13 protein-coding genes and 1 pseudogene are annotated in these 15,325 nt (G+C 65.7%); 4 read left to right on the top strand and 10 right to left on the bottom strand.

Annotated elements, in window-relative coordinates; translation table 11 throughout:
* Positions 1 to 12: 12 nt before the first annotated feature.
* Positions 13 to 585: an ArsR/SmtB family transcription factor gene (locus J2S97_RS17380; RefSeq protein WP_307051195.1), complete on the bottom strand. Its 573-nt coding sequence runs from the start codon at positions 583 to 585 to the stop codon at positions 13 to 15.
* A gap of 155 nt (positions 586 to 740) precedes the next feature.
* On the opposite strand from J2S97_RS17380, the gene J2S97_RS17375 reads away from it, so the two are divergent.
* A complete protein-coding gene (locus J2S97_RS17375) occupies positions 741 to 1,235 on the top strand; it encodes a hypothetical protein (RefSeq protein ID WP_307051194.1) in 495 nt (164 codons plus the stop codon).
* A gap of 12 nt (positions 1,236 to 1,247) precedes the next feature.
* Here the strand turns inward: J2S97_RS17375 and J2S97_RS17370 are convergent, their stop codons facing one another.
* The gene (locus J2S97_RS17370; protein ID WP_307051193.1) at positions 1,248 to 2,471 is read right to left on the bottom strand and encodes an acetoin utilization protein AcuC; all 1,224 of its coding nucleotides are present in this window, start codon (positions 2,469 to 2,471) and stop codon (positions 1,248 to 1,250) included.
* A 106-nt stretch (positions 2,472 to 2,577) separates the two neighbouring features.
* Between J2S97_RS17370 and J2S97_RS17365 the strand changes: the two genes are divergently transcribed.
* On the top strand, positions 2,578 to 4,011 hold the full coding sequence (locus J2S97_RS17365) for a TrkH family potassium uptake protein (RefSeq protein WP_307051192.1): 1,434 nt from the start codon (positions 2,578 to 2,580) through the stop codon (positions 4,009 to 4,011).
* Positions 4,004 to 4,690, top strand: coding sequence for a potassium channel family protein (locus tag J2S97_RS17360; protein WP_104173368.1), 687 nt, complete (start codon positions 4,004 to 4,006; stop codon positions 4,688 to 4,690). The genes J2S97_RS17365 and J2S97_RS17360 overlap by 8 nt, the downstream gene beginning before the upstream one ends.
* 52 nt (positions 4,691 to 4,742) lie before the next feature.
* Here J2S97_RS17360 and proC read toward each other — a convergent pair whose 3' ends face one another.
* From proC to J2S97_RS17320, 8 genes are all read right to left on the bottom strand, one after another.
* Positions 4,743 to 5,576, bottom strand: coding sequence for a pyrroline-5-carboxylate reductase (proC, locus tag J2S97_RS17355; protein ID WP_307051191.1), 834 nt, complete (start codon positions 5,574 to 5,576; stop codon positions 4,743 to 4,745).
* Between the two features lie 577 nt (positions 5,577 to 6,153).
* Positions 6,154 to 7,452, bottom strand: coding sequence for an RNA polymerase sigma factor (locus J2S97_RS17350; RefSeq protein ID WP_307051190.1), 1,299 nt, complete (start codon positions 7,450 to 7,452; stop codon positions 6,154 to 6,156).
* A gap of 18 nt (positions 7,453 to 7,470) precedes the next feature.
* Positions 7,471 to 7,812 carry a YciI family protein gene (locus J2S97_RS17345; protein WP_307051189.1) on the bottom strand — a complete coding sequence of 114 codons (342 nt, stop codon included), beginning with the start codon at positions 7,810 to 7,812 and terminating at the stop codon, positions 7,471 to 7,473.
* Positions 7,813 to 7,938: 126 nt separating this feature from the next.
* Positions 7,939 to 8,775, bottom strand: coding sequence for a sugar phosphate isomerase/epimerase family protein (locus J2S97_RS17340; protein WP_307051188.1), 837 nt, complete (start codon positions 8,773 to 8,775; stop codon positions 7,939 to 7,941).
* A gap of 1 nt (position 8,776) precedes the next feature.
* Complete coding sequence (locus tag J2S97_RS17335) at positions 8,777 to 9,868, bottom strand: Ppx/GppA phosphatase family protein (RefSeq protein ID WP_307051187.1); 1,092 nt, start codon at positions 9,866 to 9,868, stop codon at positions 8,777 to 8,779.
* Positions 9,869 to 9,949: 81 nt separating this feature from the next.
* Positions 9,950 to 10,399: an SseB family protein gene (locus J2S97_RS17330; RefSeq protein ID WP_307051186.1), complete on the bottom strand. Its 450-nt coding sequence runs from the start codon at positions 10,397 to 10,399 to the stop codon at positions 9,950 to 9,952.
* 123 nt (positions 10,400 to 10,522) lie between these two features.
* Positions 10,523 to 13,264 carry a type I DNA topoisomerase gene (gene topA, locus J2S97_RS17325; RefSeq protein ID WP_307051185.1) on the bottom strand — a complete coding sequence of 914 codons (2,742 nt, stop codon included), beginning with the start codon at positions 13,262 to 13,264 and terminating at the stop codon, positions 10,523 to 10,525.
* A gap of 107 nt (positions 13,265 to 13,371) precedes the next feature.
* A complete protein-coding gene (locus J2S97_RS17320) occupies positions 13,372 to 14,007 on the bottom strand; it encodes an ArsR/SmtB family transcription factor (RefSeq protein WP_307051184.1) in 636 nt (211 codons plus the stop codon).
* Between the two features lie 79 nt (positions 14,008 to 14,086).
* Here J2S97_RS17320 and J2S97_RS17315 point away from each other — a divergent pair.
* A pseudogene (locus J2S97_RS17315) lies at positions 14,087 to 15,322 on the top strand (MFS transporter); the annotation flags it as partial.
* Positions 15,323 to 15,325 lie beyond the last annotated feature (3 nt).

Raw genomic sequence — 15,325 nt, 5'->3', positions numbered from 1 at the left:
TGGGTATCTGGGTTACTTTTTGCGGCCGAACTTCGGCAGGTTCGCGATGAGGTCGGCGGCTTTGGTGGCGGCCCGGCCCACGGTGCGGCCGATCTGCTGCGGCACCGAGTCATCCCCGGCCGTGGCCACCGGAATCGCAACGGCAGGGCTCAGCTGCCCGCCCGCCGAGAGCCCGGAGACTTCCGCGGCAGCCGGGCGGCCCGCCCCTGCAGTGGCCGGCACCGGCGACGGCGCCGCGGATTCGACGGCCTGCTCCGTTTTTTCCTCCAGGATGCGGGCGGCCGGTGAGCTTGCGGCCGCTGAGCTCGCGACGGCGGCCCGCGGCCCGACGTCGAACGTCTCCAACCAGCTGGCGACACCTGCAAGCGGCTTGGGGTTCAGGGCGTAGTAGCGCTTCTGGCCCTGGGCGCGCATGCTGACGAGGTCGGCCTCGCGAAGCACCTTCAAATGTTTGGAAATGGTGGGCTGGCTGGCGTCCAGTTCCTCAACCAGCTCCCCCACTGCTTTATCCCCCGAGCGGAGGGATACCAGAATGTCACGCCGGGTTGCCTCAGCAATGACGGCAAATACGTCGTCTGTCACCATGGCATCCACCCTAGCGACATATACGCCGGATGGCATCCACTATTTCGCCCCGCGCACAAAGGCCATTGCCCCCTACCGGCCACGGTGCTAGAACGGACTCACGGTTGCCCCGGGCTGTCCGGCTGCGGCCGCACAAACATGAGGGGTGGGTGGCCATGGATTTTCTGCGCCAGCAACTGTTCAACATCATCGCTTTTGTGTTTCTGGGCCTGTTCGTGGCGGTCTGGACCTCGGTGCTGCTGCGCGTCGGGTTCTGGGTCCCTGACGGCAGGACTGTCGCACCGCCGTTGAACGGAGCCTTGGTCACCGCCGCGGGTGTGCTGGCCACGTCGCTGAGTTCACTGACGGCGTCGGCCCTGGGCTTCACCATCGCCGAGGTCCGCCGCGACGAAGAAAACCGCCGTGATCTCCAGCCCGGCGACGCGGACACGGGCATCGCGGTCAACCCGGCCGAAGTCACCGCCCGGCTGTCCGGGCGGATCGTGGCGGCGGTAGTGGTCTACATGGTGGTGGGACTGCTCGTCCTGGTGCTCTGGCTGTTCAAAGGAACCGCGTCCACGGACCTGATCGGCGCGTTCGCACTGTCCCTGCTGGGCTGGCTCATCGGCGCCGCCGGGGTGGTGTTCCAGACGGAAAAGCCGCTCACCTAGCCGGACCACGCGCTAGTCGAACCAGGGATCCAGGCCGTACAGCGGAAACACTTCCTTTCGCGTGGCCATCACCGTGCGGTCCACTTCGTCATTGGGATCGAAGCCGACCTCCCACGAGCGCCACCACAGATCCACGTCGTCGCCCATGAGCTCCGGCGCGGACACCCCGTACTTTGCCCCGTACTTGTCCTGGACGTACTGCCGCCATTCCTCGGGGACCGGGGTGCGGAGCGGCACCGGCCGTCCGGCGGCGATCGCAATCAGGTGGCTCCAGGAGCGCGGCACCACGCTGATCACGTTATAGCCGCCTCCGCCCGTGGCAATCCACCGGTTGCCGCAGTAGCGGGCAGCAAGATTCCCGACGGCGGTGGCGGCTTCGCGCTGGCCGTCCACACTGATGTTGAGGTGCGTGAGGGGATCCAGCCGGTGTGAGTCGCAGCCGTGCTGGCTCACGATGACCTCGGGTTCGAAGGCACCGATCAGCTGCGGCACCACGGCATGGAACGCCCGCAGCCAGCCGGCGTCGCCCGTGCCGGAAGGAAGGGCCACGTTGACCGCGCTGCCCTGGGCGTTGGGGCCGCCGATCTCGTTGGCGAAGCCCGTGCCGGGGAACAGCGTCAGTCCGGTCTCGTGCAGGGAGACGGTGAGGACCCGGGGATCATCCCAGAAGATGCTCTGTGTCCCGTCGCCGTGGTGGGCGTCGACGTCGATATATGCCACACGCTGCACACCGCCGTCGAGCAGCCTCTGGATCGCCAGGGCGGCGTCGTTGTAGATGCAAAAGCCGCTGGCGCGGTCCCGGGCCGCGTGATGCATGCCGCCGCCGAAATTAACTGCCCGAACGGCACTGCCATCCAGGATCGCACTCGCCGCCAGCAGTGAACCGCCGGCAAGCCGCGCGCTGGCCTCGTGCATCCCGGCGAACGCGGGGTCGTCGTCCGTGCCGAGGCCGCGCTCAAGGTCGGGAACGTCCGGGTTCGAGCTGACGCGCCGAACGGCCGCCACAAACTCGGGACTGTGAACGGTGCACAGTTCGTCATCGCCGGCCACGTCCGGGGCGGCTACAGTAACGTGGCCCAGGTCCAGCAGGCCCAGGCTTTGGGCCAGGCGGGCGGTGAGTTCCATGCGCTCCGGGGCCATCGGGTGTCCATGGCCGAAGTTGTATGCGGTCATGGCCATGTCCCACACCACCGTCGTTGGCAGGGCGGGCTGAGCGAGTCCGGGCAGGAATGTCATCAAGGACAGGCTACCCGAGCCTGGTAGCCGGATTTCCCGGTCATCGCGCGGAATATAGTGGTTTACTACTGAAAGAAGCAGTTTCAACCGAGGAAAAAAGCCGCACATGACGCAAAGCCAGCCGAGGTCCAAGAGCCCGGCTAACTGGCACCCCGGCATGCCGGAGCGTGAGGGCCTGTGGATCTTCACCGGCATCCGCGACTTCATCGACAATATTGCCAACACCTCGCCCGCTCGGCTGGCACTGACTGCGTTCGGTGTTGTCATCCTCGTGTTCACGGGGCTCCTGTCCCTGCCGGCGTCTTCCGCGACCGGTGACTTCACTCCCCTGCACCAGGCTCTTTTCACCGCAGTGTCCGCAGTCTGCGTCACCGGCCTGACCGTCGTGTCCACCGCGGTGCACTGGTCCTTCTTTGGCCAGCTGGTCATCCTGGTCGGCATTTTCGTGGGCGGCCTGGGCACCCTGACCCTGGCCTCGCTGCTGGCGCTCATGGTCAGCAAGAAGCTCGGCGTGCGCGGCAAGCTGATCGCCCAGGAAGCCATGAACAACGCCGGCCGCCTGGGCGAAGTGGGTACCCTGCTGCGGATCGTCATCACCACGTCCGTGGTCATTGAAGCCATCCTGGCGCTTGCCCTCATCCCCCGGTTCCTGACGCTGGGCGAAAGCTTCGGCCAGTCGGTCTGGCATGGCGTCTTCTATTCGATCTCGTCCTTCAACAACGCCGGTTTCACGCCACACTCGGACGGCATCGTTCCCTACGAAACCGACCTGTGGATCCTCATTCCGCTGATGCTCGGCGTATTCTTCGGCAGCCTGGGCTTCCCTGTGGTGATGGTGCTGCAGCAGAACGGGCTGAACTGGAAGAAATGGAACCTGCACACCAAACTGACTATCCAGGTGTCATTCATCCTCCTGGCGGCCGGAACCGTGCTGTGGGGGCTCATGGAGTGGGAGAACATGCGGACCATTGGTTCCATGGACGTCGGCGACAAAATCACGCACTCCCTCTTCGCTTCCGTCATGACGCGGTCCGGCGGCTTCAACCTGGTGGACCAGAACCACATGGAATCCACCACCATGCTCCTCACAGATGCCCTGATGTTCGCCGGCGGCGGGTCGGCCTCCACGGCCGGCGGCATTAAGGTGACCACCATCGCCGTGATGTTCCTGGCCATCGTGGCCGAAGCCCGCGGCGACGCCGACGTGAAGGTCTACGGCCGCACCATCCCGCAGGGAACCATGCGGGTGGCCATTTCGGTGATCGTCGCCGGCGCAACACTGGTTTCCGTTTCAGCCTTCATGCTCCTGCACATCAGCGGTGCCTCCCTGGACCGGGTGCTGTTCGAGACCATTTCAGCCTTCGCCACCGTGGGGCTAAGCACGAACCTCAGTGCCGAACTGCCGCCGTCGGGCGTTTATGTCCTGTCCGCGCTGATGTTTGCGGGCCGCGTCGGCACCGTAACCCTCGCCGCTGCCCTGGCATTGCGCCAGCGCAGCCAGCTGTACCACTACCCGGAAGAGAGGCCCATCATTGGCTGATCCGTCAGGCGCCACCCACCGCCCCGCCCACAATGCCCCCGTACTGGTGATCGGCCTGGGGCGCTTTGGCTCATCCACCGCCGAACAGCTGGTCAAGCAGGGCCGCGAGGTGCTGGCCATCGAGCGTGACCGCAACCTGGTGCAGAAGTGGGCCCCGGTGCTCACCCACGTGGTCGAGGCCGATGCCACCAATATCGACGCCCTGCGGCAGCTCGGCGCGCAGGAGTTCAGCTCCGCCGTCTGTGGCGTGGGCACCTCGATCGAGTCCTCGGTGCTGATCACCGTGAACCTGGTGGACCTCGGCATCGAGCACCTCTGGGTCAAGGCGATTACGCCCTCGCACGGCAAGATCCTCACGCGGATCGGCGCCAACCATGTGATCTATCCCGAGGCTGACGCCGGCGTCCGGGCGGCGCACCTGGTCTCCGGCCGGATGCTGGACTTCATCGAGTTCGACGACGACTTCGCGATCGTCAAGATGTACCCGCCGCGCGAAACCGTGGGCTTCACCCTGGATGAGTCCAAGGTCCGGTCCAAGTACGGCGTCACGATCGTCGGCGTGAAATCACCCGGCGAGGACTTCACCTACGCCCGGCCCGAGACCAAGGTGTCCTCCCGGGACATGCTGATCGTGTCCGGGCACGTGGACCTGCTCGAGAGGTTCGCCGCCCGGCCGTAGCCGGGTCCGGTACGGCCGCCCGGGAGCGGCCGTGACAGGAGCGTCCCGCAGGTTACGCGAGTTGCTTGGTGATCTCGGCTGCGCGGGCTGCGGCGGCGCGGGCGCCGTCGGCGATGATCGCCGGCATGCCGCGCTCGTCGAACGTGGCTATGGCTCGTTCAGTGGTGCCGTTCGGGCTGGTCACGGCCTTGCGCAGGGCGGTGGGGTGCGCCCCGGGTTCCGCCAGCATGAGGCCGGCTCCTGCTACGGTTTCCCGTGCCAGCAACAGGGACAAATCAGGATCCAGCCCGAGTTCGACGCCGGCGGCCGCCATCGCCTCGGCCAGGTAGAACGCGTAGGCCGGTCCCGAACCGCTGATCGCGGACAAGGCATCCACCTGCTCCTCGGGCACTTCCACCACAGTCCCGGCGCCCTTGAGGACGTCCTTGACCAGCTGCAGCTGGTCGGCCGAGCAGTTGGTTCCCGGCGACACGGACACAACACCGCGCCCCAGTTTGGCCGGAGTGTTGGGCATGCTGCGGACCACCGGCTGGCCGGCCGGCAGTGCGGCCTCCAACTGCGCGATGGAAACCGCCGCAGCCACACTGACCACAATGGTCTTCGGAGACAACGAACCGCTGACCTCCCGCGCCAGGTCGATGATTCCCACGGGTTTGACGCCGAGGATCACGACGGCGGAGCCGGTGGCGGCCTGCTTGTTGTTGTCCGGCTCCTCTTCGCCCGCGATGGCCGTAATGCCGTGGTGGCGCTGGGCAAGTTCGGCAGCACGCTCCGCGCGCCGGACAGTCGCCACGACGTCCGCCGGGTCCGTTCCGGCCGCCAGCATGCCGCTCATGACGGCCTCGTTCATGGATCCACAGCCAAGGAATGCGATTCGGTTGCTCATTGGTCCATCATTGCAGTTCGGTGCGGGTTATCGCATCCGGGGGTTGCGGTCCGGACCACTGTCCGCGGCGGGCAGCGCACTGCGGGGCCCCATTCACAGGTGGCTCACATGCTCACCGCAGCTTCTTCACAAAGTGGCCCCATAGCGTAGTAACTACCTCATTGAGGGTGCGAGTGATGAGGCAAGCATGGGGATGTTTGCCCGGCACCGGTGGTCCACAGCAGGTTTCCCCCATTTTCCTGCCAGGGCCGCCGGTGCTTTCGCTTTTAACCATGGCTGTCCGGTTGAACCGTCGCTACCGGACATTGCCAGCCTACGCACAGGGAAAATAGCTGAAACACCCAAACTGCTTGTGTAACTTGGAAAGTGCCTCATAGGTGCGAGTGATGACAGCCGGTTCCACGGAACCGGCGCGGCGCCGGGCGGCTGCGGAAGGGTTCCCCCAATTCCTTCGGCAGGACCGCCCGGTGCTTTCGCTTTAAGCCGCGCTTTGGCTTTAAGCGGGCTAAGCCGAGCTAAGCCGGGCTTTCGCTTTGGCCGAAGCCTTCCCGGCAGGAGCCGCTCCGCAGGAGGAATGTCAGTCCCCGCCAGGCAGCCCGCGGAGCCGGCCTTCGAGGAACCGCCGCTCAGCCGCATTTCCTGCCAGCCCCACGGCGTCACGGTACGACGCCTTGGCTTCCCGGAAGCGGCCCAGGCGCCGGAGCAGGTCCGCCCGCACGGCGTGGAAAAGTCCGTAGCCTCCCAGGTCCAGCCCGTCCACCAGCCCGAGGGCCGCCGCAGGGCGGTGCACTTCGGCAACGGCCACCGCACGGTTGAGGGCAACCACGGGACCGGGTGACAACTGCAGGAGCTGATCGTACAGCGCCAGGATCTGTTCCCAGTCCGTCGCCTCGGCGGACGGGGAGTCGCTGTGGACCGCGTTGATGGCGGCCTGCACCTGGTACGGCCCCGGCTGGTTCCGGCGAAGGCACTGCCGCACAATGGACTGGCCCTCGGCAATGAGCTCCCTGTTCCACAGCCGCCGGTCCTGGTCCGCCAACAGCACCAGGCCGCCGTCGGGCGTCATCCTGGCCGCGCGCCGCGACTCTATCAGCAACATCAGCGCCAGAAGCCCCCGGGCTTCGGGTTCGTCGGGCATGAGCGATGCAAGGAGCCGGGCCAGCCGGACAGCCTCCGCGCAGAGCTCGTCCCGGATCAGCGCCTCGCCGGAGCTCGCACTGTAGCCCTCGTTGAAGATGAGGTAGACGACGGCGAGCACGGCCGTCAGCCGCTCCGGCAGTTCCGCGCCGCTGGGCACACGGTAGGGAATCCGGGCGTCCCGGATTTTCGCCTTGGCCCGGACCAGCCGCTGGGCCATGGTTGTTTCGGGAACCATAAAGGCCCGGGCAATCTCCGCTGTCGTCAGTCCGCCAAGGAGCCTCAGGGTCAACGCCACGCGGGCCGGGGTTCCGAGGGCAGGGTGGCAGCACGTGAAGATCAGCCGCAGCGTGTCATCGCGCATCGCAGCCTCCTCCGCCAGCTCCTCCAGCGGCTCCCCGGGGGCCACACCGGAGGCATGCCCTGTCCCGGAGTGCAGGAGGGCGGCCTGTGCATATTTGTCCTCGCGGACGGCGTCCCGGCGGAGCCGGTCGATGGCCCGGTTCCGGGCAGTGGTGATGATCCACCCCGCCGGGCTGGGCGGGATGCCGGCGGACGGCCAGCGCTGCACGGCCGCCGTGAAGGCGTCCTGGACGGCGTCCTCAGCGATGTCGATGCTGCCGAAGACCCGGACCAGCACGGCCACGGCACGGCCGTACTCGCTGCGGAAGATGCGGGCTATCTCCGCAGAAAGATCCCCCTCAGAACAATCCCCCGCCGCGGAACCGGGCCCGGTCATCCGGATGCGTCCTAACGCCTAGTGCTGGAGGGGGCGGACTTCGACCGGCAAGGTGACGATCTTCGCCAGTCTGCGTCCCCAGTCCAGCGCGGCGTCCAGGTCGTCGACATCAATGATTGTGAACCCGCCGAGGTGTTCCTTGCCCTCGGTGAACGGGCCGTCCGTGATGAGCACTTCGTCTCCCTTTTTCCGCAGGACGGTGGCGGTGTCCGCGGGATGGAGTCCGGCGGCGAACACCCAGGCGCCGGCCGCCTTCATCTCCCGGTTGAGGCCTTCCAGGTCGCGCATGATGGGCTCCAGGAAGTCCGCGTCCGGTACGGGACCGTCGGGCTGGTAGATGCTGAGCAGGTATTGTGGCATTTCGTTTTCCTCCTCGAGGAATCAGCCGGCCCGGTGCCGGCCTCTCACCATCTACACGAACGGCACCCTCCAATATCGACACCCAATCGTCGACACCCTGCGCACCCCAACCTCGCGAAAGCCTGCCTAGGCGTCCCGGGCACCGACCAGCGGGAGGTTCAGGTGCTGCCGGGCAAACTTCAGGGTTTCGTTCAGCCACTGCTCGCGCTCCCCCGCGTACTTCGCCCGGCGGGTGGAGATTTCCGCCACCACCATACCGTCGAATCCGCTGCCGGCCAGGTGCTGCAGCGCCTCGGCGCAGCCTTGGTTTCCGCGTCCGGGAATGAGGTGCTCGTCCCGTCCGGAGCCTGACCCGTCAGTCAGGTGGATGTGCCGAAGTTTGCTGCCAAGGGCCTTGATCGCCTCCACACTGTTTACCCCCGCGGTGGCGGCGTGCGAGAAGTCCCACGTGACGTCGTCGTAATCCTGGCCCAAGGGATCCCAGTGCGGCAGGTAGGCAACCGTTTCCCGGCCCCGCACACGCCACGGGTACATGTTTTCCACGGCGATCCGCACTTGGTACATGTCGGCGAGCTGGCGAATGCCGGCGGGGAAGTTCTCCGCATAGTTGCTCTGCCAGCGGAACGGCGGATGCACCACCACGGTGCCGCAGCCCACTTCGCGGGCCATCCGGCAGGACATTTCAATCTTGTTCCAGGCCGATCCCCACACCTTCTGGGTCAGCAGCAGCGTAGGCGCATGAATGGAGACGATCGGCTGCCGGTAGCGGTGGCTGAGCTCCAGGAGGGAGTGCGGGCTCTGGCTGGTGGCATTGTTGGTGACCATCACCTCCACGCCGTCAAAGCCAAGGTCCTGCGCCACGGCGAAAGCATCGTGCACGCTCAGCGGGTAGACGGAGGAGCTGGACAGCGCCACCGGAATCACGCGGTTCTCCTCACGGGAAAGTTCGACGCCGTTGCTCATCTCAGTCAGCCCTCCCGCCTGCGGCGGCGGCCGGGGCGGCTGTGGTAGGGGCAGTGGCCGGGGCGGCGGCGGTTGCCGGCTCCGGTGCGGTGGCGGCGAGGGCTGTGTCCGGGCCGGCCGCAACCGGCGGCAGGGCGACGTGGGGCGCCGGCTCCAGCGGCCCCTCGAAAATCAACTGGTCCAGCCTGCGGAGGATGAGACCTTCCCGCAGGGCCCACGGGCAGATCTTGACCTTCTTGAATTCGAAGAGTTCCAGGGCCGCCTCAGCCACGAGTGCTCCGGCAAGGAGCTGGTTGGCTCGGGCTTCGGAGACGCCCGGGAGGTGCAGCCTGTCCTCCGTTTTCATGGCTGAAATCCGCTGAGCCCAGATGCCAAGGTCCGTTGCGCCCAGTTCGCGCTTGACGTACGGTCCGGCGGCGCTCGGGGCTGCCCCGGCGATCCGGGCCAGCGAACGGAAAGTCTTGGACGTCCCGGCCACCACGTTCGCCCTGCCCAGCTCGTTGAAGTTCCGGACTGCCGGCTTGAGGGTTGCCCGGATATAGCGGCGGAGTTCCTTGACGCTCTTCGCGGAGGGCGGGTCATCGTGCAGCCAGTCCCGGGTGAGGCGGCTCGCCCCCAGCGGAACGGACGTGGCCAGCTCCGGCAGTTCGTCCTGGCCCAGCGCCATTTCGAAGGAGCCGCCGCCGATGTCAAGGTTCAGGATGGGACCGGCGCCCCAGCCGTACCAGCGGCGGACGGCGAAGAAGGTCATGGATGCCTCCTGGCTGCCGGTGAGCTCCTGGAGCGTAACAGTGGTTTCATGCTTGACCCGGGCCAGCACGGCCGGCCCGTTCGTGGCTTCGCGGATGGCGGACGTACAGAACGCCAGAAGGTCCTGGGCTTTGTGTTTGGCCGCAAACTCCCACGCCTCGAGGACGAATTCGATGAGTTCGTGCTGGCCGGCGTCGTTGATGTTGCCCTCGGCGTCGAGGAACTGCACGAGCGAGAGCGGACGTTTATGCGAAGCGAAGGGCACCGGCCGCGCGCCGGGATGCGCATCAACCAGAAGCAGGTGGACAGTGTTGGAACCGATGTCGAGGACGCCTAGACGCATTCTGCCATTATTCACCGATAGCAAGCCGCCGGCGCAAATGCGTCGGCGGCTTGCCTGTCCGGGTCGGGATTATCGCGGTTGTTACTCCGCAGCTGCCTCGGCGGAACCGTCGGCAGGCTGATCGGCGCGCTTGAAGTCGCGCCGGATGTTGGCCACACCCTCGGGGTCGATCTCAAAGCCGAAGGCGCTGCCGGGGTTGATGACCATACCGAGGTCATCGCCAAGGTTGCCGATGATGGCCGCTCCCTGGGTGCCAAGGACGTTGGGGGCGGCATCGAGGAACTGCTGGTCAACGCGGCTCGGGTGCGAGAACACGGCCAGTACAGGCTTGCCCTCGGCGTTGGACAACACGAGTGGTTCGACCTGCGCGTCTTCGCCTTCAAGCGCATCGGAGCTGATGATGTAGACCTCGTTGTTGAGGAAGGACAGGATGACGTCCACCGGGTTGGCATCCGGGTGGTCACCTGTGGCGAGCTTCTCTTCGAGGTCGTTCAGGGGCTGGATTTCCGCGGGTGCAGGCTGTTCAGTCATACATCTACTCGACCACGTTTGCCGGGCGGGGCGCAAACGCGAATTCGCCGGTAAGCTGCGGATTCGCCGCAAATTTCCGGCGAATCCGCACGCTTCCGGCGAATTCAACGAGCAAGGGAATTCCTATTTCTTGGCGGCTGCCTTCTTCTTGGCCGGGGCCTTGCGGGCGGTGGCAGGTCGCTTCGCCGGGCCCTTCGCACGCTTCTCCGCCAGGAGTTCCACGGCCTGTTCCCGGGTCAGTTCCTCGAGGGACGTGGCACGGGGAACGGTGATGTTGGTGATGCCGTCGGTGATGTACGGGCCGAAGCGGCCCTCCTTCACCACAATGTTCTTTTCGGACACAGGATCCGGGCCGAACTCAGCGAGCGGCGGAACGGCGGCGCGAGCTCCACGCTGCTTGGGCTGCGAGTAGATCTCCAGCGCCTGCTCCAACGTAATCGTGAAGATTTCCTCTTCGGAACCGATGGAGCGCGAGTCCGTGCCCTTCTTCAGGTACGGGCCAAAGCGGCCGTTCTGCACCGTGATCGGGTTCCCCTCGGCATCCTGGCCCAGGACCCGCGGAAGGCTCATGAGCTGCAGCGCCTCATCGAGGGTGATGGAATCAACGGTCATTGACGCGAACAGCGAACCCGTGCGGGGCTTTGCCTTGACGGGCTTCTTCGGCGGCTTGGGCTTGCCGTTCTTGTAATACTCCACCGGCTGGTTGGCCAGCTGCTCCTCCGTCATCTCCGGAATGATCTCCGTGACGTAGGCTCCGTAACGGCCGTTCTTAGCCACAACGGTGTGCCCGGTGTGGGGATCGTCGCCAAGAACGCGCTCTTCGGGAGCCGCGGTTTCCATCAGCTCTTTGGCCTTCGCAGCCGTCAGCTCATCCGGAGCCAGGTCCTCGGGGACGTTGGCGCGGGCGGATTCAACCACCTCACCGGTTTTCGGGTCCACCGTCGGAACAGAGCTTTCGAGGTACGGTCCGAACTTGCCGACGCGCAGCGTGATGCCCTCGGCGATGGGCACCGAGTTGATCTCCCGGGCATCGATTTCGCCAAGGTTGTTCACGATGCTCAACAGGCCGGGATCGGCGTCTTCACCGTAATAGAAGTGCTTGAGCCAGGCAGCGCCCACGGCCTGGCCGTTGGCGATCTTGTCCAGGTCACCTTCCATGTCTGCGGTGAACTCGTAGTCCACGTAGTCATGGAAATGCTGTTCGAGCAACCGGATCACTGAGAACGCGATCCAGCTGGGAACCAGCGCGGAACCCTGCTTACGCACATAGCCGCGGTCCTGGATGGTGGAAATGGTGGAGGCATACGTGGACGGTCGCCCGATGCCCTTCTTTTCCAGCTCCGCGGTCAGCGAAGCTTCCGTGTAGCGCGGCGGCGGCGAAGTCTCGTGGCCCACGGCGATGATGTCCGCGGCGCTGAGGGGATCGCCCTTGGCCACGTTGGGCAGGCGGCGGGCTTCCTCGGAGTCGTCGTCCCCGCGGCTTTCGTCCTTGCCCTCTTCGTACGCGGCCAGGAAGCCGGGGAAGGTGATGACGGTGCCTGAGGCCGAGAATTCCGCATCCCGGCCTTCGGCCGCGCCAATGACAGCAACCGCGCCGAGGCGGATGGTGGCCGTGGAGCCCTTGGCGTCACCCATCTGGGAGGCGACGGTGCGCTTCCAGATGAGCTCGTAAAGCCGGAATTCGTCGCCGGAGAGCTGCTTGGCGACCTGCGCCGGGGTGCGGAAGGAGTCACCGGCGGGGCGGATGGCCTCGTGGGCTTCCTGCGCGTTGGCTGCCTTGCTGGCGTAGACGCGGGGCGACTGCGGCACGTACTCCGGGCCGTACAGTTCGGAGGCCTGCCGGCGGGCGGCCGTCACGGCTTCGTCACTCAGAGCGGACGAGTCCGTACGCATATACGTGATGTAGCCGTTTTCGTAGAGGCGCTGGGCCACCTGCATGGTGCTCTTGGAGGAGAACCGCAGCTTGCGGCCTGCTTCCTGCTGCAGCGTGGAGGTGGTGAACGGGGCGGCAGGCCGGCGGGTGTACGGCTTGGTGTCGACGGAGCGGACACGGAACTCGGCGTCCTGCAGTCCCGCCGCGAGGGACGTGGCGAGTTCCTCGTTGACGTGCGTGACGTTGCGCGAGGTGAGTTCGCCGTCGTCGTTGAAGTCACGGCCGCTGGCCACCTTAGCGCCGTCGACGGCAGCCAGCTTCGCTTTGAAGGAGCCCGACTCGGCGCCGAACTGACCCGTGAGGTCCCAGTAGGACGCGGCCTTGAACGCCATGCGTTCCCGTTCGCGGTCCACCACCATGCGGGTGACCACGGACTGGACGCGGCCGGCGGACAGGCCCCGGGCCACCTTGCGCCAAAGTACGGGGGAAATTTCGTAACCGTACAGGCGGTCCAGCACGCGGCGGGTTTCCTGGGCGTCAACAAGGGCCGAATCGACGTCGCGCAGGTTGTCCATGGCGCGGTGGATGGCTTCCTTGGTGATTTCACCGAAGGTCATCCGATAGACGGGAACCTTGGGCTTGAGCACTTCCAGCAGGTGCCACGCGATGGCCTCGCCCTCGCGGTCCCCATCGGTTGCGAGATAAAGAGCGTCAGCATCTTTGAGCTGGGCCTTGAGTTCGGCCACCTTTTTCTTCTTGTCCGGGGACACGACGTAGTACGGCTTGAAGTCGTTTTCGATGTCGACGGCGAACTTGCCGATGGAGGTTTTCTTGAGCTCGGCGGGGAGTTCCGAAGGCTGCGGCAGATCGCGGATGTGACCGATGGAGGCCTCAACGATGAAGCCCTCGCCCAAGTACTTGGCGATGGTCTTGCTCTTGGCCGGAGACTCCACAATCACGAGTTTCTTGCCGGTTTTGGCCTTGCTTGGCACGGTGCTCCTACAGAAAAAGGTTGGCTCGGGCAGATGAGCCCATACTCGCCTAGTTCACCATATTTTGCAGGATGATGCGCATTCATGTGGAAAACGGGTGCCGGGAATCACTTACGGTCGTCCGGAATCAAGGACCACATTGTGGCCATGCGTTCGGCCCCTTCGGGGACATGCTCCGGATCGTCGAGCTCGTATTCCTTGAGCAATCCGAAGACCTTCGCCGTAAGCTCCGAGCGCTGCGCCGGGGTCAGGTACAGCAGGTTGCTGGACAGCACCACGAGTCCCGGAGATTCGGTCGATTCACTGTCTTGCCGGCGCTGGTCCCGAACTTTGGCGTAGGCGTCGACCCTGCGCCGGAAGGCATCCAACTCCAGGTCGAGGACGGCAAACTCGGGGCTGGCCACACCCCCGCCGGAATTGATGGTGAACTCAGAGCCGGCAGCCCGCCATCGCCGTTCGCGTGCATCGCCCGCGGTTGCCGCGGGTTCCACGATCCCCCACTTCTGCAAGGCCCGCAGGTGGTAGCTCATGGCGCTCGGCGTCAGGCCCGTCTGCGCGGCAAGCTCCGTGGCCGTCCGGCTGACCTGCGTGGAATACAGCTCCGAGATCACTTCCAGCCGTGCGGCGTGGGCGAGCGCGCGGATGGCCTTGGGATCGGTGATCTCCACCTTCTTCTCCGGCCGTACCCTGCGTTTGGCGCCCTCTTGCGCTGCTGGCTCCGTTTCTGGAGTTTCTGCATTCACACCTCCATTCTATCGAGCATGCGGCAACTCTGAAAGAAACGCTTGACATTCCCACCTGACCGGGAGTAGCTTCGCGGACATGGGGGACTCGTCCGGGCTATCGCCTGCCTTACTTCGCGCAAATCCACCGCTCTGGCGAAACCGGGATTTCCTGTTGGCAAGCACTGCCCGCTTCATGGCTGCCGCCGGCATGGGGGCAGTCATTGTCAGCGTGATGCTGCATTTGCAGGCGGCTGACGCCGCCGGCACCGTTCGTTTGGCAGGCTCTTGGCTGGTGGCCCTCTATCTGCTGTGTTCCGCCCTGCCGCTGGTGGTCCTCGCCCCGTGGGCCGGGAGGCTGGCGGACACGCGGGATTCCCGGGTACTCGCGACGGCGACTTCCGCCGGCAGCGCCGCCGCCGTGGCAGGCATGGGCCTGAGCATGCACTACCTGGAGCATTACATTTCCGCGCTCTTCGCGCTTACTCTCGTGCTCAACGCTTGCCAGGCAGTGGCCGGCCCCACGTGGCAGGCGCTGTTGCCCCGGATCGTCGGTGAGGAGCGAACACCCCGTGCCGTCGGAACCATGCAGGCGACCATTATGATCGCGGGGATGGCCGGACCCGCGGCGGGAGGGCTGCTGAGTGGCTGGGGCGGCTCGGTACTGGTGTTTTCCGTGGCGAGCGCGTGCTATGTGGCAATGGGGCTGGGTGCCGTCCTCATCCGGACGCGCAGGGGTACCGGAGCGGACCTCGCCGGCCGGGAGCGGCCCGCTTTGATGGACGGGCTCCGTCTCATCCGGCGGGACAGCCTGGTATGGGCTCTGGTGATCGGTACCCTGTTTTTCATTGCCGTGGGGGAAGCGACCAACGTCCTTGAGGTGTTCCTGGTCCGGGGCGAGATGGGTGCCTCCGAAACGGAATACGGCCTGCTCGTTGCGGCTTTTGCCTTGGGAATGGCTGCCGGGGCGGCGCTCGCCGGCCTGATCAAAACGCCGCCTGTCCGGCTCCGCATCCTGCTGGGATCCATGGCACTGACGTCCGCGGTGCTCGCCTGCATCGGGCTGGTGCCGAGCGTGGACATAATGTTTGTCGCCTACACCGGGATGGGGGTTTCCTGCGGTGTCCTCAACGCGTGCTTCGGGGCGATCGTGATCCTCCGGATCCCCGAGGAAGGCCGGGGGCAGGCGATGTCCATGATCGGGGGCCTGATCCGCGCCATCAGCCTTGCGGCCTTGGCTCTCGGCGGGCTCCTGGGCGCGCTGCTGCCGGTCCGGTCCGGTTTCCTGCTGATCGGAGGAATCGGCGCGGTTGTCTCCCTGGCCATCGCCATAAGAGTG

It is taken from the genome of Arthrobacter oryzae (assembly GCF_030812315.1).
Classification (GTDB): domain Bacteria; phylum Actinomycetota; class Actinomycetes; order Actinomycetales; family Micrococcaceae; genus Arthrobacter; species Arthrobacter oryzae_B.
Note: the sequence above shows the minus strand (reverse complement) of the source record. Positions and strands in the feature narration are given on the sequence as shown.